Source organism: Paenibacillus sp. USDA918EY (assembly GCF_009870825.1).
Lineage (GTDB): Bacteria > Bacillota > Bacilli > Paenibacillales > Paenibacillaceae > Paenibacillus_AQ > Paenibacillus_AQ albilobatus.
On the sequence record NZ_WTWY01000006.1, the window covers coordinates 208,413 to 233,522 of the forward strand.

The following is a 25,110-nucleotide window of genomic DNA, read 5'->3' on the forward strand; positions in this document are numbered from 1 at the left end:
GAATTTACTTCACTACCGGCGGAGAGAACCAATTAACTCCAATCATCGAAATGTTTGTCAAGGAAGATTAATTCCTTTTTATAATGAGCTAGATGACCTTCTTCAACTAGTTTTATAAAGGCAGGATCCCCGGCTGCAGCACGCTCAGACAGTGTGGTACACATAAAATTGATACGAGAAATAACCCATCTTTTTAAATCCATCGGCACATCCATACCGTAGGAATCAAAAAATAACTTTATTCGTTCTTTCCGCATGGATGCATGATCTATTTTGTTGTATTCAACAACCGTATAATCTTCTCCGCTTGGCGCAAACCCAGCTAGGGGAACAGACGTGTACAGAGTGTAAGCAATATCCCAAATACGGGGCCCAAATCCCGCCATATCAAAATCAATAATCCCAACTGGGAGCTCATCCTTGAACACAACGTTATATAACGCAGCATCGTTATGACAGACTACTTCATGCTGAGATTCCTCTGGATAATCATTTAAAGATTTTTCAGATGTTGAAAATCCTACAGATGAATCATGGAAGCCCCTTAAGATCTTTGCCAATTCAGCCAGCGCCATATTTGACCACATATAACTTTCATTTTCAGGGTAGTTATTCCCGGGAACTACGCCTTGAATGTAAGAGAGTACTTCTCTTCCCTTCCCGTCAACTCCTAAATATCTTGGAACGTATGGACAACCTCGCTGCTCAAGATACATTAGAAGATCATTTACATATGGGTTTGGTTTTGATTCACGGCGTACCGTCTCCCCTACCTTTACGACTTTATTAATATTTCCACCGGTCAGGATTTCCTCGTGATCTTTCAATATGTATAAACCCTCCTTGAATCATCTGAATGTCAATGCTCTGAGCTCCTTTGCTTTTTGCATCCACGACGGTGAAATCACTCCCTGAAAATGCCTCTTACTGACCAAGGGCCGCTCGGCCCACAGCGTTGAATGCAATGTCGATGAAGTTATTGCCTTTATTGAATTGCCTTTATTGAATTGCCTTCATTGAATAATCATCTAGAATTGTTAACCACAACACTAAAAGAATCACTTTACAACTTCTTATCCAATGATTATAATCAGATTATAATCATTGAAGAGGTGATTTTATGTTGACTGTCCAACAAGCTGCAGAAACCTTATTAAAAGAATTTAACCAACCTTTATCTTCTAAGGAACTTGCAAAATTAATTATTGATAGAAATTTAGTATCCAGTTCTGCAAAGGAACCTGAATTATCCTTTGCTCAAACACTTGAGAGAAATATTAGAATGAATTCAGGAAATAATCCACGATTAGAATTCGTTCAAACAAGTTCAGGGCGAAAAATAACACTACCATCTATTCAAACTAGAATTACTAATACAAATGATTCATCAGTTACAGAAGAAATTACTATTCGGCTTCCTAAGAGCATAATAAACAAAATCAATATAATCAATCAAATCAACAACAACTCCACCACGTGCTCTATTGAGGATACAATAATCTTCCTTCTTAAAAAGGGTATTTTAACAAGTGCTCCAGAAATATTGAATCAGTTAAAGCATGAACTTGAAGATTCACTTGATTTGTAATAGCAAGAATCGTTCCCGTATTCACAAACCCGAGAACCATAAGGCAACTTCTGCTGCCGGTTGCAAACACGGTTAGGTTCGAGGGTTTTTCGCCTGATTCCACTTCTGTGAAATGCCTCGGGCAAACTGGAGGATATCCCGAAGGTGAATACGGTGTAGCTACTGTTGCAAACATCTTCTGAATTAACTCAAAGAGCCTTTTTAATAAAATCTTTCTTTAGAATTGAAAATATCAATGTATCCGTAATGCTCTCACCAAATATAAAGTCCCGAAGTAAACCCTCCTGCACAAAACCCAATTTTGATAAAAGCCTTACAGATGAATTGTTTTCCGGCATTACTTTAGCTTGTATTCGATTCATATCAAGTGTATGAAATGCAAAGGGAATGATCGTTTGGAGCACTTCAGTCATGATGCCTTTTCCCCAATGATCTCTTGATAAGTTGTAGGATAAACTAACCATCGATGCCCTAATAAAATCATTCAATATACATGTCCCAATAATTTTATCATCATCTTTGGCAGCTATTCCCCAAGTGATCATTTCTTTTCTAGTAAATGCGTTATGAAACCGCGTAAATGTTTTTGCGGCTGTCTCCACATTTTTAGGTCCTTCATATCCCCAATATTTTGTTACTTCATGATCCGAGAGATAAGTGTAATATTCCTTGGCATCATCAGAACGTAACTCTCTCAGTATAAATCTCTCAGTTTCAAGCTTAGGAAAAGTATGAAATGCATCTTTAAATGGCATATGGATCCTCCGGCTTTTGATTTTTTAATTTTTCATTAATTTCAGTTAATGTTTCGCATTCCTGACGTCAGGCGGCTTAAGGCAGCCGGGTCTTCGAGTAGCCAAAAACAAGTTTTATTTTAATTTTAGAGGGCTTCTTCCCAGTTACCTTTATTAATTGGTTCAATATGGATTAAATTCATTCTTTATATTCCTTCCGATTTTCAGTCACTTTTTCGTTGATTTCAGCTAACGTGTTTGTATTCATGACGACGCCCCGGATCCGGACAGACTTAGCCTTGAAGGCGTTTGAATTTAATCCACTTCACCGCCTATTTCTTCTAGCGAAACAAGGGCAAAGACCCCAGCGTAGGTGCATTGTTAGCTAATGCCATATGCCTTCCTGTTAAACTAACGAAATTCCCAAATAAGTTTTCTCGTTTATTATGGTCTGTTCCATTTCTTCTAAATATTTAAGCTGTTGTTTATTCAACTGATCTTTTTGTGAAAATTGATGATGATAAACAAATGAATACAGATGCCTAAAATCAACAAAAAAATCTACGTGCTTCAATATTTCATTCACTGAATTCCCTATTGAATATCCTTCAATAAATGAATCGAAAAATATGGATGCAAACTGATCCCGCCGAGCTCTATCTTTAATCGTTTGCGAAGCATGGTATATAGCAATTGCAATATCATATGCAAACCAATTAAATTCACTGTCTCCAAAATCAATATATGTGATTTCGCCCTTATCATATATGAAATTATGATGATTTAGGTCGCCATGTATGATTCCATAAAATTCTTCAGACTTGCCCATTGATTTGATATTTTTAAGACATTGCTCCCATTTCTCTTTAATCCTACTGTTAAACGAATCCATACTCATCTGATAAATCTTATGCTCATTCCATTCCGGTCGTTTGTACTTCCCTTTGTACTTTTTGGATAAGGAATGCATCGTCCCCATCCCCTTACCCCATTGCTTGAATAATTGTTCGTTCCAGTCTTCACCGTTAATATCAATATGAGTTCCCTTAACTTTCTCGTAAGCAACAAAAAATAGATCGTTCGTCAAATTATTGATATATGATTCTCCATTTATGATTATAGGAATCGATACATTTACTCCATTTTCATGAAGGAATTGAGTCCATTCGATTTCAGACAACATTTCCTGCTCCGTATTAAACTCTCTATTAAAAATCTTAACAACGATCGGTACTTCGGAAGTGATTTCGTAAACGTTATTAAAATATCCACCAAGTAAATGAATGTCTGTTCCGTGGTGGTCCAATACATCAAGAATTTGATTGATTACGGATTGGTCAACTTTCATTGATCTCCCCCCCTAATTGTCATTGGATATGACTGCAGCTAACGCTCTGTATCAACGAAAAGACCCAGCCTTAGATAGCTCTTATCTTAGGCTGGGTCGATTGTTGTCTGCTAGGTCTCCCTTGATTATACAACTGACAACCAAAGGACGGTAGTCCTGCAGCGTGAAATTCGTTTTTACCGGGGGTTCCATTAAGTTTCCTTCTAAAAAGAAAAAAACCGCCTGCAGCATCCCAACAGTACGGTGTTCATGATATATTGCCGAAACACCTTAGCCTTAAGTTCTTTTTTAGCCGGGTTGCGAAATTTCATCAAGAGCATTTTTGCACGGTCGGTTATGTGGCAACCTCATGCTGTATGCCTCCAATGCTTTCCAAAAAATCAGACCGCTCCACACAATACAAATTATAGCGCTGCTGCGAATGATTAATCGATTGATAGACCTGCTCGTACCGTTCATTGGCTAATGTGACATACGGCAGCTTTTCCACTGCTTTCTTCGATCGGATGTTCTGGGTGCGGATCTTCAAAAAGATTGTTTCGATATCATGTCCAAAAAACAGCTCAGCCAAAAATGCTTCCTTTGCGCGTTGGTTATACCCTTTTCCAAAATAAGGGGCCCCAATCCAAGTCGCCAGGAAGCCTGTTTGATGATGGATATGATATAGATCAATGGTGCCGATGGGATGGCCGATCTCGTCAAGAATCGTTCTGGAAATGCATGTCCCCTGCTCTTCTTCAACGATTAACTGCTTGGTGATGAATAAGTATTCCTCATACGATTGGCATGGATAACGGACATAGGGAAAAACGGCCGGATCCGTCATCAGGTTGTAAAGTACATGGCATTCGTGCAACTCACGTTGTTTTAACATGTCATCGCCACCCTAGTCCTTGTGATTAGCTATACTCAGATTTAAGTATATAAAAGGACTTGGAGTATTGGATGAATGCTGCATTTTCCAGATGTAAAATCCGTCTTAAAAACTGAATCTCGCTATGCCCTGCGCACCGGATTTTACCGATCGTTCAATCCCTTGCCATCGAGGATTTGCTGCGTGCATTTTTCGACCCGGGACTCCCGGGTTTTGGATTGTTTGGGCACCGAAAAGTAATACACGTACGCTCTCTGCCGTCCTGGCGTCAGGGCATCAAAGGCCGCTTTCAAGGCAGGGTTTTCGTCAAGTTTATGTTGAAATTCTTCGGGAATATCAAGCTCTGTATCCTGGATGGGATCCCCTTTCACACCGGATTGTTCTACTTCAATGGCTTCCGCAATATAAGCTCTCAAGATGGGTTCCAGCTGCACGATTTCTTGGGTATCGTTAAACCGAATCTGGCGTCCTACCTTCGTATTTTCCCCGGTTTTGACTAGAACACCGTGAGGATCTTGTAACAAGTAACCTTTAAAAAACAGAAGCGCCAAGTAAGCTTTAAACCCTTGGATGATCACGATGTTTCGTCCCTGAGACGTGTAACAAGGCTTCCCCCACTTCAATTCTTCGGTAAGCCCACAGTCTAGCAGGATCTCCCTCAACTTCTCCATTTCTTCAAGCCACATTGTGGCTCTGCCTACAAATGCATCTACTTTGGGATTCATTTTATTTTCCATTGTTATGCTCGTTCCTTTTCTCGCAGCGGTTTTGGTATATATCCATATTTGTTAACAGAAAGTCGGTGTCTGATACGGGGGTTTTATCCTCTGAAAATAAACAAAAAAATCCGCAATCATCATTGCAGACCTAGTAGTTCGGGTTTGTCTAGATCTATATTGAATTTGCCGTTTATTAAGATATCCAATCCTAGTAATCCGTTAATCGAATGATATCTGAATGAAGTAAAGTCCAATTGGATATTCCTTAGGGTGTATTCCCCTGCCTGGATCGCTTCAATTTCCTTGGTGAATGCATGTTCTTTTCCGCCGATTCCATAACTGGTTATTATATAATCTCTAGAAAGGCCAACATTCTTCCGAATTTTCACGATAACCTGATCCTTTGAAGTGTGGTAAACCAAAGTTTTACCTTTACTATTTAATAATTCCTCTGTCGCTTCTTCATCTCTAATAGGTCCAATTACAGCCACATCATCAATTATTTCTTGGCAGTCTTTCTGGAATGAAGAATTTCAAACTTTACAAACTGGTTTGGTGAAATTTTCCGTAATTCTTGCCACTTCACGTTAGATCCCTTCAAACGTTTTAAATATATTGTATCATCTATTAATAAGCCTTAAACAGAATTGTTATCTGGTGCTGAGATTTTTTCAAAAACGGTCCCCTCATCGTTTCGATTAGCATACCAATCCTTTTCGGTGATCAGTAAACCAGTGACATTCGTTTGATCTGTAATAAACCTTACAGTTACGCTGATATCATCCAGATAAAATTGATCGGCACTTTTCGGTCTCAACCTTTTGTTCCCAAAAATCCACAGTTCATCATGGATGAATTCTACTGAAATCTTGAGATCCATTTCCTGATGATGATAAACACCTGAGTATTTCCTGAGCAATGAAGGTTCAAGAACGGGATCCGGAATGTGCTTCAGATTAAATTTTTCAAGCACTTGTTTTTGATACGTCTCGTAATCTGCGGACGAGTTCTCAATGATCTCAACTGGGATGTTCAATTCACGAATAATCTCATTGGCAATTTCGGCATATTCCAAAAAGAACGAGATGTGCGACTCGGGACCTTGCTCTTGCCGGTTTCTAAAGTAGGGCTCGTCTTTATATTCCTCATGTTTTCGCAGCAAGTACTCTCTGCCACCACGGGCCTCGATCATCTTGTTAATGGCGGTTGGCGCATCCTTCTGGTAAAAGTAGATCAAATTACAATTTTCCTTACTCAACCGATCACTCACTTTATGTACCAATGACTTAATAAGCTCTCTTTCCGCTTCTTTATGGAGCAAATGAACCATCGGGCTCTGCAAAAATGCGGATTCCATCACAACCACTTCTTCTTTAGGAAAATGATCCAGAAATTTAGACCATCGATCATAATAAGCTTCAAGGAACACTGCATTATTTTCGTGACCGGTAAACTCGATAATCGGGTGCTCATATGTCGTTTCAAGATATAATCCACACGCGATCCCATTCCGTTCAAATTGATTGTCCAAAAATCGGGCAAATGTGGATTTGCCTGAACCCGGAATTCCTTCAACGAGTATAAGATTCTTTTTCATGGAATCATCCTTAAAAAAATGGATTACGAACCGGGCACACCAAGGGGCCGTCAATCGGCCCGCAGTGATGATGCGCCCCAATGTTGATAGACTTACTTCCAGTATAGAATGCTCATTTTAACAAACTCATATAAATCAGGGAAAATCAAGATCTTGGTTTAACTGTGATGCCCAACTTCTTAAAATACGGCTGCAGCTGCTCTGTCAACCGATCTATATTCGATTCATCTTCCTCTGAGATTCGTTCTAAATGAACGCTTCCATCCGGATCGAGCGTCTTGTCGTCATACGCCTTCAATTCATTGATCAACGTTTGGAACGCATCAAATTCCTCTTTACTCAATGCCAGCCTGGCTTGGTCTACGATTCCTCCCCAGAAAGCAGCGCTATCTACCATTTTTACTTCCCTTGTTGATGATGTTTGAATTTCGTTCAATTTATTAAAGATAGGCTCAAGCTCTGATGTTAAGCTTTTATAGTGTTTAAGCTCCTCTGCGCTCAAGCGATCAGGATGAATGTCCCCATGGGCATCGGCAATTTTCATATTCATGGTTCCCAACTCTTGAAGTAAAGACATCCATTTTGTAAATTCCTCTTCACTGAGGTTTTGTTTGGCGCTCTGCAGCTTTGCCTCTAGCTCTTCGTACTGATTTTGACCCACCCCATACTTGGCGATATTCTCCTGTGAACCATAGATGGAATCCGCTAGGTAATTGTACCCGGCATATGCGCCTGTCGGGATTACCAAGGCCGCGGCCAAAATACCCGCAGCAATCCATTTTTTCATTCGCCGTCCAGTTTGATGAGTGACGACCTGGCTCATTATTTTTCCCTTAAGATCCGCGGGTACGTTCCAATCTTTGCTTTCTTCCGTAAAAGCCGTTTTCAATCTTTCATCAAGACTCATTTAGTTTCTCCACCCTTCCCATCGCCGGAATGTTCATATTCTGTTTTTTGCGTATCTTTTGCAAAGCAGCATGGATCCTTGATTTTACGGTTCCCAGAGGGATATCTAGTATGGCTGCAATCTCTTCTTGCGTGTAATCGTTTAAATAATGCAGGGTAATTACGATCTTCAGCTTAAAAGGAAGCCGATCTACGCATGCAAGCAGCGAACGGTTCGATACCTTGTTCACCACTTCGTTGGAGAAATCATAGGTCACCAATTGTTCAACCTGTTCCACTCTTTTGATGATCCGTACATGTGTCCAACTTTTTCTTCGATGTGCTTGAATTTGCCGCATCACGATCCCCATTAACCAAGGCCGAAACGGCCTGTTTGCATCAAATTTGTCCAAAGACCGATATACTTGAATGTAGATCTCCTGAATGACATCCTCTGCGTCAGACTGTTCTTTAACAAGAAAACAAACGGTTTTGTAAACGTCCTTGATGGTTGCTTCATATAACTCGCCAAATGCATCACGGCATCCCGCTAATGCAAGTGCAACGAGCCTTAAATAATCAGTTGAATGATTCATTTGCCACCTCCCCCTTAAGCCTTACAGTATTTATTGGTAAAAACGAATGATATCGTTCGAATTATTTTCAAAATAAATCTGCAATTGTCAAAGAAATGGTAAAAGCCCTCCGTTTTATAACAATCGAAGGACTTTTTTTGGGGGGTGCATTCATAATCTGAGTTAAATGATAATCTATATTTTGCTTAATCTTTCGATGGCCTGTTGTTCATTGGGTAGGAAAAATATATGGTTTGCTTTATTACTCTCATATATGAAATCCTTTAAGCTTTTACTCGAATAGATTGAAAAATCACCTATGATAGCGACTTTCACTCGATAATTGGTGAATTTCTGAAGAACTTCTCCGGCAAGTCCAGAACTTAGATCGAAGAATTTCTCATCAATGGTTGATTTGTTTAGAACAAACCGATCAGCCCCTGTTTGATAACTAATCGTAGCCATAAGATCCAAGGCGGACTGAATATCATAAATCAAAATTTCACTACTATCTATAAGGGCAATATCAGTTCCATTCTCGGTAATCAATTTTATGTTCATATAAATCTCCTTACTAAACATGAATTTGTAATTTGGAGTTATGTTGCACATACATTTTTCTCCCAATTTTTATTCGGCCATGTCTGATAACGTTCCCGCATTCATAACGTCCCACCGACGCAAGGCGAGGAGTCGCAGGGCGCGAATGCGGTTAGTAAGTGTCATGTTTCCGCTGAATCACTCCGAAATTCCTCTTGCGAACCGAGTAGCTGAAGGCTGCGATGCGTAAATGCATTGTAGGATGGGGATTGGCATTTCATTGACTATGCTTCCTCAAGCAGTTTAATTAATTCCCTTTTGGTAACTGGATGATATGTAAGTAATTTGCCGTTATAGATGACATTAAAGACTCCATAGGGGGATGGTGCAAACTGTGCTTCCATTGAATTGCGCAACTCAACTACTTGCGATCTTATACCTCTCTCTTCAGCTACTTCAATAATCGTATTGATAGCATCGTAAATGTAAGGGCATTGATCAGATTTCAAAATGGTAATTCCATCTTTGAATTTACCTGCTCTTTCATCCCAACCATGATTAAAAACTGGGCAAGACTGATCGTCAAAGCGTTTTACGACTAACTCAAAGTGTGGTGGAGCAGAATCAACTAACTCAAAACCATGTCTGACAAAAAAATCTGTATCCGTTAGCCAAGTTTTCGAACTGGTTACCATAGCAACACCGGACATGTTACTTGATCGTGCATCTGCAATACACTCTGTCAATAGGCGAGATCCATATCCCTTCCCTTTTCCTTTCCCAACAATCCACAAACAATGTATAGCCATGTAATTAGATCCCTGTATCCCACGCCAGGTATACTCAATAGGTATATATTCGATAAAACCTTTCGGGCGTCCCTCTTCTTCAATGATTTTCAATCTGAGTCCCTCTTGGAATCTATCGAGCAGCCATGATTGTTTTCTTTTATAGCCTTGTGTCTTAGATTTACTTCTCATGCAGAAGAAACCCTTTTCTTCAATATTTTCCGAAGTAACATCTACTACCGTGACCATACATTCACTCCGTTCTTTATGAAATTTTACTTAGCGTTTTCGATCTACGACATGACCCAGCCTTAAATAGCTCTTATCTTAGGCCGGGTCGTGTGTTGTCTGAGCTATTTCCATGATTATACATCCTGACAACCAAGGGGTGATAGCCCCGCTGCGTGAATACTTGTTAGGCAAAGTGCGGGACATCTTTGAATGGCCCTAAATATCCCATTCTTTATCAATTTCCAGTTTTAATTGTTTTCTTAGTTCAGTAATGTATTTGTACACATCATTAATCTCTTTAATTCCTTTAATCTTTTCTCTTAATAACTCAATAAAAAAATATAGGTCACTTTCTCTCGAATTTATCCCAGTAAAGTAATTCTCGTTATAGTCATTAATAAAATCCATCTTATTATTATAAAATCTAAAGCGTTCCAGAATATAAATTTCTCTAAGACTAACGAATAAAGATAAAAAATCTTTAAGATTTCTTGCAACTAAACTAATTTCATTTCCAAAAGACATAGGCTGTATAAAAATAATAGGTGCTTCTTCTAAGTCTATGGTAGAACCTTTAAAAGTATAAAAAGCAAAGTGATCTCCATTTACCCCTGTCCTTCCAAATACGATCGAATCATTAGGAGTACAGTAGTATCTATCTTCATCGTTATTAAAAGATATATAAAATCCTATGTAATCGTCGATCGTCCGTCCATAATCTTTACGCAATTCCGTATCCAATAGAACGAGTCTTTCTAATGTTTCAGGCATTTTAATCGACATCTTTGGATCCCTCACTCAAAATATTTGCTTGTATTCGCCGAACTTTTCCGTGTTCACTACCCTAAGCGAACGAAGTGAAGCGGCCGCGATGCGGTTATATGATGTAGTGTTGTCTGCCTGATTCTTCTTCTCCGAAAATACTAGAGACGGCGCCAGCCGAATCGCTGCGTGAATACTATGTTATCAGATGTCAATGCCATCTATGGAACCTACTTACAAGTGCATTAGCCATTTGTGGTTTCCATTATGTAATCGATGAATGGATTCCCGTAACCATTTTTTCTGCTCCATGTCGATATGTAATACTGTATTGTTAAAATCATTATCATGTTTACCAACACTTCTATCATCTACATAATTTGATTTATACAATAGTACAATTTCAGGTGAAAGATATGGAGTCTCATTCTGATTTATTATTGTTTTTGATAACTCTCTTTTGATGTTAGGTTGATCAACATAGTAGAAATAGTCCTTATCTTTTGTGTTAAATAAGAACTCAATATATGTAAATTCAGTTTGTTCCCTTTCCTCAAAATGAAATCGATATTTCTGTTCACGAATACATTCTAATGAAACTCTGGGCTCATCTCTTTTGAAACAAAATAAATTTCGGTGGTTTTCAGTCGCTTGTGCTTCGATAAGTAATTCTTGAACCACTCCATTGCCGCATGCTTCGAATACTCTCCAATCATCTTTCAACATTAGTTCAACAATCTTTCTTTTATCTGACCAGAAAACGAACAGATCTAAATCATAATGTTTTCTAGTTTCTTCACCTAGAAATATATCAATAGCCATTCCTCCACAAATGGCCCATTTAATCCCCCATGTTTCGAAAGTTTGTTTTGCTTGTTCAATGATTGAGTTCATAACCATCAACTCCTATACACCTTACAGCATCACTTGCATTGATTTCTTATAACGTTATTATATTCGCGACGTCAATCCCCCTTAGAAAGCTCTTATCTTAGGGAGTTTGATGTGTCCGGCTGCTCCCGCTTCCCCGAAAAAACTCGGCAGGACCGAAGGCTGAATGGGGCGAAGCGTGAATATGGTGTTTTCAGATCCAGAGGCTTCTTGAACTACTTACACAGTCTCTTAATTCATTATTAAATCGTTTGTCTTATACCAATCATCTTCTCCTATATAACTTAATAGGGTTGACCGATCTTTTTCTTGGAATGTATCAAAACTATTTATTTTTCTTAAAGTGTCTGCCGAAATCTGATGAATAAATACATCATTATTTTGGTCTATCACATATACTAGCATTTTTTGTTCTTCAATATGATTTAATCCTTGATAAATGAACTTATAAAGAAATATTGAATTTATTGATGAGGAAATTGATGTGGTCGCATTTGTTATATTCATAATCCAATTTTTTATTTTTTCTATCTCAGATTGCTCAAAATATACATTTATTAACTCGGGTTGGACTCTTATAGAATTGGTTCGATACATACTGATCTCTACTGATTTCAATGAATTGTTGTTATAACTAAAAATAGTATTATGATTCAGATCAATTTTTGTATGATTGCCACCGGAGCAACTACATAGGAAAGAAATCAATATTAAGAAATAAATGATTTGTTTCAAATAGTTATACCATCTTTCTATATGTTTTAAATGCACTTCTCCGGTTTCTGATAATGTTCTTGTATCTACGAACCCGAGAGGCTTAAGGGAGCAACGCGACCGGGTCCGACGGACTTAGCCTCGCAGGGTGTGAGTTGAATATTCTATTGTCTACTACATCTGACGAACCAAGGGCGTATGCCCGCAAGCGCAGATACGATGTTATATGCCGTCTAGGCCTTCTCGAATAATCCCGTGTAGTATTTACGTATTTAAAAAGTAAATTAATACCTCTCACTTACTAACCAGTCTTTAGCTTGATCCATACTTGAAAAATATTTGATACCTAAACTACGCCTCGCAGTTTCATTCGTTAAACATTTAAGGATATTATTCTTTCCGCTTCTTGTAGCCCCAACTATCGCAATCTTCATTATATTTTGATTAGTCCTTATTAGGCTTTCCACTATATATTCTGCGACTTCATATATGACATCTGTCCCATCTAAATGGTATAGTACACGATATTGTTTACTAGTAGTCCTCATTAAGTCCTCATTAAGTCTTCATTATTTTTTACCTATTCTTTAATTAATTGCATATCTGCACCAAGAATATCTATACAGGAAATCCATATCTCTCCTCCATTATGATAAAGGGAAAATGTTGCTCTTAGATCTGGTACACTTTTGATTTGCTTGAAAAAATCTAGATCCAGACCATTTCCGGATTCCCATGTATTCATTCTCCAATATCTAATTAGTTAATAAAAATCAAGGAGCATTAGCCCCGCAGCGTGATTACAGTGTTATGCGGTCACCCGTCTTCAACGAATTACTTTCAGCGTTAGTCTTTTAATTTTTCTTCTATCGTATCATTTGACATAATAAACCGAATTGACAAATCATTTATTGATTTGATTTTAACAAAAGAATCATTTATCGAATTGTTTTTTAGTCCTGTTACGTGTATACTTCCTTTGTTTTGCAAGTCATTTGGGTTATATACAAATGATACTTCATAATCGGAATACCCTTTTTCGTAAACATATGTGTACATATATTCATCTGTGTCATTGTTGAAAGAATGAATAAAATACTGTCCCACTTCCCCAGATTGTCTTGCTTTAGTCAACCATTCATTGACTTCCCGACCATGTTCAGGTTCAATTTGATTTAGTTCATAAGTGAAAACAGTTGACAAAATATCATCCAAATGTTCAACCTTTTTTCCTTCACTCATAGAGCATCCCGATGTGAGAAATAACAGCAATATCAATAAGATAATGTTTCTCACTGTACTTCCCCCTCAGCTCTTATTTTTCATTACGGGGTTTCGCATAACGTTCTTGTATTCACGACGTCCCACCACCTTAAGCCACGAAGTGGCGGCCGCGATGCGATTAGTCGGTGCGGTTGTGTCCGCTTGATTCCTCTCCCATGCCAATCCCCTTCGGGCAGACCGAGGAGCGAAAGGCTCCGACGCATGGATATGGATGTTATAGGATGTCAACGCCTTCTCAGAATCACTTCAAAATCTTATTAATGTCTCATTTCCCATACGAGTCAGACTGAAATGAAATCATCGAATAAATAATCTTGTAAATTCAAAATCGTTCAACTTCTGAATTTCTACATCAATATATTTATCTTGCTCATAAAGAGGGCGCGGATGAGGCACATAATGTAGCGGTTTATTAACATATTTTTTATCAGTCGATTTCAAAACTTCATAGCAATATGTTTTATTTAGTGCATTTCTAAAAGTATTTATAATAGAGGGATTGCTTTTTTGTTGCATTAGTATTCCATTATGACCCTTCAAACCCCATCCGATGAAAACGATTTTTGCTTCTGAGATTGCTCCAGTGATAAAAGACCAATTGATAGGATCATAAGCAAACTTTGAAGTATTTAAATTACTACTAGAACCATCAATTACACTAGAAACATTCACCACATATAACGCATGACAACTTTGGTTTCTTGCAACATTGATTAACTGATCAACTGTTTTATCAGATTTATTATGAGCTGCATTACTTGGATTCATCATAATTGCAGTTAGTATTTTTCCACCTTGTTCCCAACGTTTTTCTAAGAAATAACGTCTTGAACGATTTGAATTGAAAGCTGCATTACCCGTTATTCCTTCAAATGATCCTGTTTTTATTTGTAATTGATTGCTATTAGCGATTTGAACAAACCACAAGTCAATCCCTCCATCAAATACAAAATGAATAATCGAGGTACTCATTATGATTTAAACGTTCTGCGCTGATTTTCTATAACGTTATTGTATTCACGAAACGACCCGGCCTTAGATAGCTCTTATCTTAGGACGGGTCGTGTGTTGTCTGAGCTTCTTCCATGATTATACACCTGACAATCTAATGGCGGTAGCCATGATGCGTTAATACAGTGTTATATGTAGTACGCGACATCTCTTAAATACTAAAAACAATTCTTAATAACCAATCCACCATGAGTAAAAGAAACAAATATCATCTGATAAACCAAATATGTCTAAGCATAAAAGACCGTTATTAAATTCAATAACTTTTAAATCATTCATATTTTCGAATAGATCTTCCATAACGCTTTGCGGTATATTCAATCTGTGTAGATCTACTGATAAATTATTTAAGAAATTAGTTGGATCACAAGTTTTAAACGATTCTTTTTTTATATATTCTGGGATCCAGATTCTATCTAACAACTCTTCCCAGATTTCAGGTCCGTCATTATATTGTTCCTCGTGCCATTCCTCAGAATCATATATCATCTTCTTCAATAGGGTTACGAATGCTGCCTCATAAGAAGTAAATTTGTTTCTACAAGAAATTATTGTTAATGACTCTATCCCATCACCGCGTGGCTGATCTTCATCAGGAATAACAATCTTACTAAAGTTAATTTCTTTCAAATTTACATTTGCCCAAATCTGAGCTAATTGTTTTGAGTTATTTAGCAAATTAGATATTTCTTTTAGCATTAGTAGTACCTTCTTTTTAAGGATTTTCGAGCATTGCATATAACGTTTGGCATTCCTGACGATCAAGCAGCTTAAGTGACCGTAGGAAACGTGTCGTCTGACTTTGCTGGTTGAATGTATCGCTTGAATAAACTCCTTGGAAATCCTTCTTAGCGATCAAGGGCGAATGCCCGCTGTAGGAATGCTGTGTTATCGGATGTCAGCGACTTCTTCGAAATATACCTATTCTTCCTTAAAGATTTGAGAAATCAAAATCAGACAAACAATTGTATGTGGTTTTTTTACATTTCACCTCTAATTTTTTTTTTATAAATTGCTTTTAATAATCCCGATTTTTTTAATATTAATTATTATCGATAAAATACAATTGATAGAAGTAAGACCCATCCAAATAAATACTGAATACGACATCCACACCCATACCATTAAATAATTATTGTCTAATAAATAAGGTAAGATCATTACCAATACCAAAAGCATAATGCTTAAGATTAGAGTGATACTACTTCCTGTCATTTTTCTGAATCTTGTCTTTTCATCTTTAATATTTAGTTTTATTCCTCTAAAGATTTTAATTACTTGGACACATAAGATAACGACGGCTATTATGACTAAGAATGAAAATACCAAATCAATGAATAGATACACGTCATCATAATTAAATTTATTCATGTGATTTCCATTCATATTCTCATATATGTTATTAGCAATGAGCGATGGTGCAGTTGAATTCAAATTAGCCAGAACAAATATGGCCTGCTGCTTTTCTAAATCAATAAGAACCTGCGAGGAGTAATTAGGATTAGATCCATTATGACTAACAACTCTATTTTTCGTATGAATACTCCATCCGAATGAATAGTATCGACTTTCACCTTCATATCCCGCCGTTTTGATGTCGACTTGATGAGATTGTTGTATCGCTTTCAATAAATGATCGGGTATGTCGCCTATCCCCATTTGGGCATTAATCCAGCGTTCTAAATCTTTTGAATTCGTTACCAAATATCCTGCAGCGATATTCCCATAATATCTAGGGGCATCATATTCTAAGCTTTTTCCAAAAAATACACGATACCCTTTGGTAAGTTTATCAGATTCCTTTTCCTGACCTGTTGAAAAATAACTATCCTTCATTCCTAAAGGAACCAGTATGTTTTCAGTCATGTAATCCTGATAACGTTTGCCTGTAACTTTTTCAATAATCAACGCTAAAATATCATAATTAACTGTAGCATAATTATATGCTGTCCCAGGATACGTATCTAATGCAATGCCTGACACATTATGTATCGTTTTTTCAAGCAAATCATCCGTGGTACCTTCAGGAATTAACCGAATACTCCACGGTGGAATTCCACTTGTATGGGCTAACAACTGATGAATCGTAATATTAACTTTCTTACCCTTAATGGTTGGCTCAAACGATGGAATATAATCTGTAATACAATCTGAAAGAGATAAGTAGCCCTCATTTTCTAATAAAATAACGGCCAAAGCCGTAAATGCCTTTGTAGTCGATCCCAATTCAAATAATGACTCTTCAGTCACCCTCTTCTTATTATTAACATCCGCATATCCGTAATTCTTATATTCTGTCTTGCCCTGCTCTGATACTACCATAGCCACCCCTGGAGTCGCTGTTTTGGCCATTATGGTTTCCACCATATTATCCGTATTATCATAATTCCCTTTCCTTATTAAACTCCCAAGTTCATCCCAACACGCTATAGTAGTAATGATTGCGATAAGTAGGATGACACATGCTGTTGATGTGCCTGTTTTACTTAGTATTTTCTTCAATGTGGTTCTCCCTATTGTAAGTCTTCTAAAAAAATAATAATGAACCAAACTATATATGGAGATTTTACGTCAGCAAAATACTACTCGTCCATTGACTGGCTGGATAGGCGTAACGGCCTGATTTGCGAGTAAATCTGCAAGTTGTACATTCACTTTGTTGGACTAAGGCATAATGGAGAAAATACTTATACTATTCGCCTGCTCTTTTTGTCGTATATCACAACGGTTACAATTGAAACAAGAACAATCACCGCATTTGCGGCAATGGTTCCCGCCCAAGTCATAGGCAGGATGCCAAAGACGGAGCTTGCCGCATTGAACATGGTATGGCATAATACGCACATAAACACACGGGTTTTGCCTGATATTTTGTAGATTGCCCCGTATAAAAACCGAAACGCAATGAGTTGAACTGCAAACATCCAGAAGTCAATGAGGCCCTCGTAGTGACCCGTCCCTGGAATGAAGAAGAGAGGGACATGCCACCAAATCCAAATGATTCCAACATAAAGAGATGATAATACATAACCATATTTCTTATTAAACCCCGGCTGCAACATGTACGTCCAGCCAGCTTCCTCCAAGCCACCGATAATAAGGTTGCCAGGCAGGGCAAGGAAGAACATATAAAGTGGAAGAACCGTATCAGTGCGGCCTGAAACTGCAAAATGTATCAAAAAATACAGCGCAAGCCCTGCAACAACGAACAAATAAAGAAATGTGTTATTTTTGGCGTAAAAAACAGTTTTCAACCATTCCTTAAAATCTGCTATTTTGTTATTTTTCCTCAGAACGATATATGAAGCAATAGCGGGCGACAAAATATAGATCGCAAAAGGAATATGCATCCCAAACTGCTGTAACGATTGAACCGAAGAGTGAACCGAAAATCCGAATTGCCCAAGAGTAATCAAAGCACCTGACACAAGATAGGCTATGCAAAATGTCAGTAGCGTAAATTGTACTATGATTTTATTGTCAGTCACGACTTCTTCTCCTAACGTTTTGCATATACATTATTTTTGACGGATGGACGCTTTGACCTTTACCACCTAATGTTTGCTTTCTGCCATTTCAAATTTCGTCTAGTCAGTCCCTTATCAGATACGCCTTCATCCGAAAATCCAATATCTTCCTAAAAGGAATTCAACCTTATCTTGCTACATTCCTTCAAACGACAAAACCATATCTAGGTAACCCTTACAAGCAATGAGTTTCAAGATACGGAATCGATCTTTCTATATTTAAAAATAACGTCTCAAGTATTGGTTTGCTTCTTGTTGAACTATCTTTGGTCTTCATATTGGTTTACAATCGCATTTCAGTTAACGTTTGTTTATTCACGAAACGACCCAGCCTTAGATAGCTCTTATCTTAGGATGGGTCATTTGTTGACTGAACTTCATCCATGATTATACATCTGTCAACCAAGGGGTGATAGCCCTGATGCGTGAATACCGTGTTATATGATGAAGATGCCTTCTTCGAGTAAACTACTTTGGTATTTTCATATTCACTTAGTACTCACCATTGTATTCTACAAAACTCGTTTTTTTAAATCTTTTTATATGATATGGCATATATTTATTCTTTAAAATAGGAGATAAATTTTCTATGAAACTAATTGCAGCATCAACTATCTCATCAGTACTAAATACATCTTCATCTAAGAAGCCACTTAACAGGGCTGAGTTTTCGCCCTTATTTTTAACAAGCAGATATCCATAACCAGGATCTACAAAAACCAAATTAATAATTTCACTTTCTTCTTGCTCCTTAGAGCCATCATAAAATCGAACTAAAATATCTTGATTATAAAAAAAAGTATCGACATCACACGCGAAACTTTCGTATATAAATTTCATTAATAACCTAACTCCTTTGGCCTTATAAAAACAGAACAACGACAATTATAATCTACTGTAATAGAGGACTTCTCACTTTATCTGCATCTCTTTTATATAACGTTATTGTATTCACGACGTCGATCTCCCTTAGATAGCCCCTATCTTAGGGAGATCGATGTGTCCGGCTGATTCACTTCCAGTATTTGAGATCACTTCAATCGAATCCTCTTCAACTCCGGCCGGACCGAGGGGCGATAGCTCCGATGCATGAATACTTTGTTATACGACGGTACTTTGAATAATCCCATAATCTATTGCATTTTAATCATCATTTCAATAATCTTTCTGTTATCTCCATCGTCCGGTTCAGCATTATCCCAGTCATGCCCATACATCATATCAGTATGCTTAATAAGGAAATCAAGTTCAATCCAACGATTTTCAATAATTAACTTAAAAACATATGCTATATTATTTACCATGAATTTATTGAGTGTTTTCATATCTTCTTGAGAAAGTTGATTATTCGGACTTGCATGCATATCTTCTATAGGGCCATTTCGAAAAGCAAAATGTGTAATTGCTTTTGATATCATGGTCAGATTCTCATCAACTAACAGCTTGTCTCTGTACCTCTCATTAATTTTCATTGCCTCTTCAGTTTTTGCCAATAAGAAATCATCTAAAATAGAGTTTCTAATAGTTATACCGTGCTTTTTCCTTCTGTATGAAATTTTAGATTCTTTTACATCATATAATTGCGAGTTAAGATAATCTGATTTTTCTTCTTCAATAAATAGCCTCCTGAGTATTTCTGGAGTGAGTTCTTCTATATTTAACGACATTCCTGCTTCTTTTTTTGTTTTGAGTTCTTCATATAACCCCATAGTGGAAAACCTCCCTTCAATACTCTCTTCGTACTTTCGTATAACGTTCTTGTATTCACGAACCCGAGAACGTTAAGGTAGCTTTAGCTGCAGGCCGCGACTGCGGTTAGGTTCGCAGGGTTGTCCGCCTGACTTCACTTCCCTACCAATATCCCCCTGGCGGACCAAGGGACGGCTTCAGCCGGCCCGCCGCGTGAATACTTTGTTATCCGATGCCGTCTTCTTCAATGATTAGACTACAAGTTATTCCTTCTTCTTTTGTATTAATCAATTCGATCAGCTTGTGTCTTAACTTGTCTAAAACAATAATAGATTGATAAATTCCTTCGTATTGTGATAAGTCGTACTTCTCCAGAAATCTATACTTAGGAAACCATTCAAAAAATGATTTCTCTAACCAGCTTCTTATTCTAAACCTTTCCAATGCATCATCTAATCGGCTATTTATCCCACCAGACGCTAAGCCTACAATATAGGATTCATAGGTATCAAAGTCCGCGTTTATTGTCTCATTTGGTGCACGAAACAAAAACCTATCTTTAAAGTCATTCTTAAGATTTCGAAAATCTGAATATATTGAAGCAGCCAACCGCTCATTCAAAAGCAACTCATTTAACTCAACTTTTTTCTTCTCTAATTCAGATATCTCCATTATAAAACACCTTGAATTTGCGAGTTTTTTTATTATAGCTTTAAGACGGTTTCGGATAACGTTTTTGTATTCACGAAACGCCCCAGCCTTAGATAGCTCTTATCTTAGGCTGGGGCATTTGTTGTCTGAGCTTCTTCCACGATTATACATCTTACAACCGAAGGGCGATAGTTGTGAAGCGCGAATACTGTGTTATGTGATGTATGAGCCCCCATCGATTCATCTTTCAAAGTATCTGTGCTCTTAACCTTTCATATAAATCATGAATAATAACTAAATCATGACTTAATACAATTACATTTCGCTTCTCTTTAAAATAATCTATCTTTTTGGGTGTTGGATATCTACCTTCCCAATAGATTACATCAGTCAATCTCCCCAATAAATGTTTTTCAGCATCACTAATTACTATATTTAATCTATTTATTTGCAAGAATAGATTATGATCAAATACAGGTTGAAGGTTCCTTGATACGTAAATAGTTTTAATTAGCAGTTCAAAAGAATATCCTATTAAAAGCATATAAGTTGAACTTATTCTGTCTATACTAGCTGTTACTTTTGAATCAATTGAAATTGATTTCAATTCATTTTTTAGTTGAAGTTCTAATACACTAGCGCAATAAAAAAGGTCTTCTGATTTCATTTTCCATGCATCTAGAGAGTTGCATAAATCCTTAAAGTCTAGTTCAGAGATTTTCATTCTTTTAAATAATTCTTGACGATCACCGATAATTTCTATGTCGGTCATAATGTTTGATCCTTTCTGCTCATATTTCACATTACGTTCCCGTATTCACGACGTCGATCCCCCTTAGATAAGTCTTATCTTAGGGGAATCGATGTGTCCGCTGAGTTGCTTCATCGATATGCATCTGGCGGACCGAGGGCCGAATGGCCCGAAGCGTGAATATTGTGTTATATGCTGCCAGCGCCATCTTCGAGACTCTTAAGAATCTATTACTTCCTATTTAACAATTCTTCAATAAGAATTCCATTTATCTTGAGTCCAGAAATATTGCAATTATTAATTTCCATATTAGTTAGATCACAATTGTTAAATTTTATTGGCTTATAACTCCCTTGCGGGTCATAATTACCATCAGATTCCTGCGGCAATACAATATTGACAAATTCAGTTCCGAAAAGGTGAACATGATCGATCATCATATTGCTCATATTTGCATGTTGGATTGAAGTGCCTGACAAGTTAGCATTGGTAATTGTAATTTCAGCTGCATTGATGTCATTCATTGTCATCCCACGCATGTTAGCGTTATTTATCTTGGTCTTTGATAAATTAACATTATCATAATCTAATCCTTCAGCTTTAACATCCTTAAATGAAGATCCAGAAATATCTTTCATTGTAAGTTCCATCTTTGTGACTTCTAATTCCATGTTCATTCTCCTTTTTGGATTTAGTTTATATGTAAATTCATGGTTGTTCAGATATATGTTTGCGCTGGTTTCATATAACGTTTCTGTATCTACGAACCCGAAAGGCTTAAAAGAGCGTATCGACTGGGTGGCTACGCCACTTAGCCTTGCAGGGTTGTCTGCCTGATTCGCTTCTTCGAAAACCATCGGGCGGACCAAGGAGCGTAGCGACGCGGTGTAGATATGATGTTATCTGATGCCCCCACTTCAACGAAATACTTTCACAAATTCTATTCCTTTGTGTGCTTAATTCATTTCTCAAATTCTTATTTCGATTCTTTATTAAGTTTTTTGAAAGTAGTTAATAGCTAAATGGTTCATTATAAATCTTCTTCTGAGATCGGATTATTTAGTCCAACTTGTTTCTCATTATTCATTATCTTTCCTATGTTTATTTTGAAAATCATCCCTAGAAATCCGCTTGATAATAGAACAACACCTATCCATCTATACGAAACAATGTAGCTTTCTTTTCTTAATTGGTATTCATCACCGGCCATTCCACCTGCTTTAATGATATCTCTTTGTGCGGCATTTAATCCAAGATTCACACTTTGCAAAATTAGTATCAGACCAATTATTAGGAATAGTAAATAAAGAACAATTAATAAAATTTGATTAGTTTTTTGATTCAAAATCTCTCCTCCTTTTAAGCTCTTAGGGGGTTTCGGATAACGTTTCCGTATTCACGAACCCTCACCGACTTAAGGCTCCTGAGGAGCCGGCCGCGACGCGGTTAGTCGGTGCAGGGTTGTCCGGCTGATTCCGCTTCCTTGCTGACTGCCAAAGCTTCATTCGAATCCACATCTGACTGCTTCGACCGGACCAAGGATCGGACCAGCCGATCCGCAGCGTGAATATAATGTTATCTGATGCCAGCCGCTTCTTCGAACTACTCGCAGCCTTACTAATCATTAATTCTTGTCTCGGGAGTTTTTTCCTATTTTCCATTTCATAAAAAGATTTATATCATCTATTGAATCATTAACTCGCCCTTCATATTCCTTATTTTCCCTAAGTTCTTTAAGAATAATTGGTTTAACTACTCTTTTCTCCAATTTACCTTTTGTTCTTGCGATATAGGCAAGACCTAAAATTGCATTCGCCCTAATTGCAGGATCTTCATGTTTAGATAACTTCACACAAATATCCTGAGAGAACTTCCAGTTAGAATGATACTCTCCTACTGATAAGGGTAATTGCAATAAAAGATCTCTGTCTTCTGATTTTAGAATTTCACTAATCCCTTGATCTGCATACTCTTGTAAAGGGCGGTAGATTCTGTCCATATCCCCTCCAGTGTGTTATTAATTTAATGCACTTGGCTGGTTTCACATAACGTTCTTGTATCTACGAACCCGAGAGGCTTAAGGCGTGCACACGCATCGAGTTGCTTAAGCATTATCTAGTCCTAGTTTACTTCTATATATATTTATCTCCTCTATGTCGTGCTCTTTTAAGGTTCTTTTTCTAGCTTCCCACAAGATTGGGTTCGTTTCTGGTAAAGATACAACATAACTATCAAATGCTATATGGTCTAGTATTCTCTCAATGTCTGTTCTGCTATCAACACCAGCCGGATGTTCAACAGATTCGTCGTACTCTAATGGTAGCATCATTCGCGTAGTACCGAATGACAATGCAGAAAGTAGTGAATTCAGTTGATCTCGTAAACTAAATAAGTCTTTTAAATAAATTGTTGATTTACGAAGTTCCTCTTCATTAACATTTCGAATAATATGAGCTATACGTTGATTTCTCCTAGTTCTAATTCTTTCTAGTAGTTCATCAGTATTTTTATCAAACTTACTTTCTCTTAGTCTCTCCTGAAAATCCTTTTTGTATGTCTCTTGCATGTTTTGAAATATTTTATTTTTGAATCTCGTAATTGTCCGGAAATCTCCATCATTATCTGTAACTAGGCGAGCAACACGCAAGATACTTGATTCAAAAAAACTATTTAAGACAGTACTAAAGAAAGTTGTTTGATCTGGACTAACGAATAAGTCAAATCTAAATCTTCTGATCTTATCTATAATGGACAACTGCACATTAAGATGAACAAGTTCGGAATAAAAGAACTTAATTTCATTTCTGTACTCTGAAAGAAAAGGCTCCTCGAAAAGTTCTTCCTCTTTAATCATAGTAAAATTTATCATGTGATTCTCCTTCTCACTATTCAGGTAATTTCAGCTAACGTTGTTGTATTCACGAACCCGAGAGCCTTAAGTGAGTGCAGCGAACGGGTCGCTAGACTTAGGCTCGCAACGGTTGTCCGGCTGATTTTACCTCTGTGAAGTTCCACCGCCCGGACCAAGGGAGCCTCAGCTCCCGCAGCGTGAATATGGTGTTATCCGATGGAACTGACTTCTGCGAATTGCTTACAAGCCTCACATAATTCACCTCTGAAAAGTCAACCTCAATCGCTTTCAATTCACTTCTCCGAAGTGCCTACTTAGAGTCAGTTTTCCATCCGCTTCTCCGGAATGCCTCTTAAAAATATTCCACATATCCGCCTTTTCAGCATTCTGAATCTTCTTATATTTAAGCTGTTTTCGTAAATATTGTTGCTATACCATAAGGCTATAACAAAGAAAACTTGCATTAGAAAAATTACGAGTTTTTGTTAATTAAGGATTTGCTTCTTCAACTAAAGCACCCCTTACTTGAATAACTTATACCAATACAAAGTGGTTTCTATTTTAGGATTATATGACTGTTTCAATGTGTCAACTCCACCTAGTATAATCCTTGTTTCACATAAAACCTGCACGCTCCAAGATTATCATCTTGAGCCTCTAGAGACATTCCGATAAGTTTTCTTTGTTTTGCCCACTCTTCCGCCTTAGTTAAGAGCAACTTCCCGATTCCATATCCTCTAAATTCTTTTTTTGTAGCGATATTTTCAATATAACAGAAGCGATTCCAATCCTTGATTATTCTAATTTGCCCAATGCAATTATTATTCTTATAAGCTAAAAATAGAGCTTTATCTTCACGGTTTATATATTGGCTCCAGTCAAGTTTATCATCTGGGAAACGAATTTCTTTAGTTTCATCAAATAGATTCTCTTCAAAAGACCATTTTCCTGATTGAAAACTGGGTACAACCTTACCAAACACTTTAAAATAATCAATTGTTTTATTAATGTCCTCAATTAATTCATCCTTTAATGGAGAAATTATGATTTCCTCTGCAATATTCATTTTGACACCTTCCCATTCTGAAAAAGAATTTTAC

Annotated in this window: 28 protein-coding genes and 2 pseudogenes; 1 reads left to right on the plus strand and 29 read right to left on the minus strand. The window is 37.3% G+C overall.

Annotation, left to right across the window (positions count from 1 at the left end):
• Positions 1–32: 32 nt before the first annotated feature.
• Entirely contained in the window at positions 33–827 is a 795-nt protein-coding gene (locus GQY55_RS14925; RefSeq protein ID WP_160042663.1) for an aminoglycoside phosphotransferase family protein, read from the minus strand.
• Positions 828–1,120: 293 nt separating this feature from the next.
• Here GQY55_RS14925 and GQY55_RS14930 point away from each other — a divergent pair, with 293 nt between their 5' ends.
• Positions 1,121–1,588, plus strand: coding sequence for a winged helix-turn-helix domain-containing protein (locus GQY55_RS14930; protein ID WP_160042664.1), 468 nt, complete (start codon positions 1,121–1,123; stop codon positions 1,586–1,588).
• A 188-nt stretch (positions 1,589–1,776) separates the two neighbouring features.
• Here GQY55_RS14930 and GQY55_RS14935 read toward each other — a convergent pair whose 3' ends face one another.
• From GQY55_RS14935 to GQY55_RS15065, 28 genes and pseudogenes are all read right to left on the minus strand, one after another.
• A complete protein-coding gene (locus GQY55_RS14935) occupies positions 1,777–2,343 on the minus strand; it encodes a GNAT family N-acetyltransferase (RefSeq protein ID WP_160042665.1) in 567 nt (188 codons plus the stop codon).
• A gap of 385 nt (positions 2,344–2,728) precedes the next feature.
• Positions 2,729–3,670, minus strand: a complete 942-nt coding sequence (locus GQY55_RS14940; RefSeq protein WP_160042666.1) for a phosphotransferase enzyme family protein — start codon at positions 3,668–3,670, stop codon at positions 2,729–2,731.
• 334 nt (positions 3,671–4,004) lie between these two features.
• Positions 4,005–4,544: a GNAT family N-acetyltransferase gene (locus tag GQY55_RS14945; protein WP_160042667.1), complete on the minus strand. Its 540-nt coding sequence runs from the start codon at positions 4,542–4,544 to the stop codon at positions 4,005–4,007.
• A 143-nt stretch (positions 4,545–4,687) separates the two neighbouring features.
• A complete protein-coding gene (locus GQY55_RS14950; protein ID WP_160042668.1) occupies positions 4,688–5,281 on the minus strand; it encodes a YdeI/OmpD-associated family protein in 594 nt (197 codons plus the stop codon).
• A gap of 335 nt (positions 5,282–5,616) precedes the next feature.
• Positions 5,617–5,849: pseudogene (locus GQY55_RS32070) on the minus strand (hypothetical protein); the annotation flags it as partial.
• 51 nt (positions 5,850–5,900) lie between these two features.
• Positions 5,901–6,860, minus strand: a complete 960-nt coding sequence (locus tag GQY55_RS14960) for a hypothetical protein (protein WP_160042669.1) — start codon at positions 6,858–6,860, stop codon at positions 5,901–5,903.
• 145 nt (positions 6,861–7,005) lie between these two features.
• Positions 7,006–7,767 (minus strand): DUF3600 domain-containing protein, encoded by a 762-nt coding sequence (locus tag GQY55_RS14965; RefSeq protein ID WP_160042670.1) that lies wholly within the window; start codon positions 7,765–7,767, stop codon positions 7,006–7,008.
• Positions 7,757–8,341, minus strand: coding sequence for a sigma-70 family RNA polymerase sigma factor (locus tag GQY55_RS14970; protein ID WP_160042671.1), 585 nt, complete (start codon positions 8,339–8,341; stop codon positions 7,757–7,759). Before GQY55_RS14970 ends, GQY55_RS14965 begins: the two co-directional genes overlap by 11 nt.
• A 174-nt stretch (positions 8,342–8,515) precedes the next feature.
• Positions 8,516–8,881 carry a DUF4180 domain-containing protein gene (locus GQY55_RS14975; RefSeq protein ID WP_160042672.1) on the minus strand — a complete coding sequence of 122 codons (366 nt, stop codon included), beginning with the start codon at positions 8,879–8,881 and terminating at the stop codon, positions 8,516–8,518.
• Between the two features lie 263 nt (positions 8,882–9,144).
• The gene (locus GQY55_RS14980) at positions 9,145–9,897 is read right to left on the minus strand and encodes a GNAT family N-acetyltransferase (RefSeq protein WP_160042673.1); all 753 of its coding nucleotides are present in this window, start codon (positions 9,895–9,897) and stop codon (positions 9,145–9,147) included.
• Positions 9,898–10,095: 198 nt separating this feature from the next.
• Positions 10,096–10,650 carry a hypothetical protein gene (locus GQY55_RS14985; RefSeq protein WP_236575628.1) on the minus strand — a complete coding sequence of 185 codons (555 nt, stop codon included), beginning with the start codon at positions 10,648–10,650 and terminating at the stop codon, positions 10,096–10,098.
• Between the two features lie 225 nt (positions 10,651–10,875).
• Positions 10,876–11,535, minus strand: coding sequence for a nucleotidyltransferase domain-containing protein (locus GQY55_RS14990; RefSeq protein ID WP_160042675.1), 660 nt, complete (start codon positions 11,533–11,535; stop codon positions 10,876–10,878).
• A 228-nt stretch (positions 11,536–11,763) separates the two neighbouring features.
• On the minus strand, positions 11,764–12,150 hold the full coding sequence (locus tag GQY55_RS14995; RefSeq protein ID WP_236575629.1) for a hypothetical protein: 387 nt from the start codon (positions 12,148–12,150) through the stop codon (positions 11,764–11,766).
• 676 nt (positions 12,151–12,826) lie between these two features.
• Positions 12,827–12,991: a hypothetical protein gene (locus GQY55_RS31420; RefSeq protein ID WP_236575630.1), complete on the minus strand. Its 165-nt coding sequence runs from the start codon at positions 12,989–12,991 to the stop codon at positions 12,827–12,829.
• Between the two features lie 101 nt (positions 12,992–13,092).
• Positions 13,093–13,488 carry a hypothetical protein gene (locus GQY55_RS15000; RefSeq protein WP_236575631.1) on the minus strand — a complete coding sequence of 132 codons (396 nt, stop codon included), beginning with the start codon at positions 13,486–13,488 and terminating at the stop codon, positions 13,093–13,095.
• A gap of 339 nt (positions 13,489–13,827) precedes the next feature.
• Positions 13,828–14,457: a DUF1643 domain-containing protein gene (locus GQY55_RS15005; protein ID WP_160042678.1), complete on the minus strand. Its 630-nt coding sequence runs from the start codon at positions 14,455–14,457 to the stop codon at positions 13,828–13,830.
• A 255-nt stretch (positions 14,458–14,712) separates the two neighbouring features.
• Positions 14,713–15,240 (minus strand): hypothetical protein, encoded by a 528-nt coding sequence (locus GQY55_RS15010; RefSeq protein WP_160042679.1) that lies wholly within the window; start codon positions 15,238–15,240, stop codon positions 14,713–14,715.
• Positions 15,241–15,546: 306 nt separating this feature from the next.
• The gene (locus GQY55_RS15015; RefSeq protein WP_160042680.1) at positions 15,547–17,043 is read right to left on the minus strand and encodes a serine hydrolase domain-containing protein; all 1,497 of its coding nucleotides are present in this window, start codon (positions 17,041–17,043) and stop codon (positions 15,547–15,549) included.
• Between the two features lie 185 nt (positions 17,044–17,228).
• A complete protein-coding gene (locus tag GQY55_RS15020) occupies positions 17,229–18,029 on the minus strand; it encodes a CPBP family intramembrane glutamic endopeptidase (RefSeq protein ID WP_160042681.1) in 801 nt (266 codons plus the stop codon).
• Between the two features lie 531 nt (positions 18,030–18,560).
• Entirely contained in the window at positions 18,561–18,908 is a 348-nt protein-coding gene (locus GQY55_RS15025; protein WP_160042682.1) for a hypothetical protein, read from the minus strand.
• A gap of 293 nt (positions 18,909–19,201) precedes the next feature.
• Positions 19,202–19,777 carry a hypothetical protein gene (locus tag GQY55_RS15030; protein ID WP_160042683.1) on the minus strand — a complete coding sequence of 192 codons (576 nt, stop codon included), beginning with the start codon at positions 19,775–19,777 and terminating at the stop codon, positions 19,202–19,204.
• A gap of 205 nt (positions 19,778–19,982) precedes the next feature.
• Entirely contained in the window at positions 19,983–20,429 is a 447-nt protein-coding gene (locus GQY55_RS15035) for a YxiJ family protein (RefSeq protein WP_160042684.1), read from the minus strand.
• A 226-nt stretch (positions 20,430–20,655) separates the two neighbouring features.
• Entirely contained in the window at positions 20,656–21,180 is a 525-nt protein-coding gene (locus GQY55_RS15040) for a hypothetical protein (protein ID WP_160042685.1), read from the minus strand.
• A 209-nt stretch (positions 21,181–21,389) separates the two neighbouring features.
• On the minus strand, positions 21,390–21,830 hold the full coding sequence (locus GQY55_RS15045) for a pentapeptide repeat-containing protein (RefSeq protein ID WP_160042686.1): 441 nt from the start codon (positions 21,828–21,830) through the stop codon (positions 21,390–21,392).
• 359 nt (positions 21,831–22,189) lie between these two features.
• Positions 22,190–22,504 (minus strand): hypothetical protein, encoded by a 315-nt coding sequence (locus tag GQY55_RS15050; protein ID WP_160042687.1) that lies wholly within the window; start codon positions 22,502–22,504, stop codon positions 22,190–22,192.
• Positions 22,505–22,783: 279 nt separating this feature from the next.
• Positions 22,784–23,158, minus strand: a complete 375-nt coding sequence (locus GQY55_RS15055; protein WP_160042688.1) for a hypothetical protein — start codon at positions 23,156–23,158, stop codon at positions 22,784–22,786.
• Between the two features lie 105 nt (positions 23,159–23,263).
• Entirely contained in the window at positions 23,264–24,028 is a 765-nt protein-coding gene (locus GQY55_RS15060) for an AbiU2 domain-containing protein (RefSeq protein ID WP_160042689.1), read from the minus strand.
• 503 nt (positions 24,029–24,531) lie between these two features.
• Positions 24,532–25,076 (minus strand): annotated as a pseudogene (locus GQY55_RS15065) (GNAT family N-acetyltransferase).
• Between the last annotated feature and the right edge of the window lie 34 nt (positions 25,077–25,110).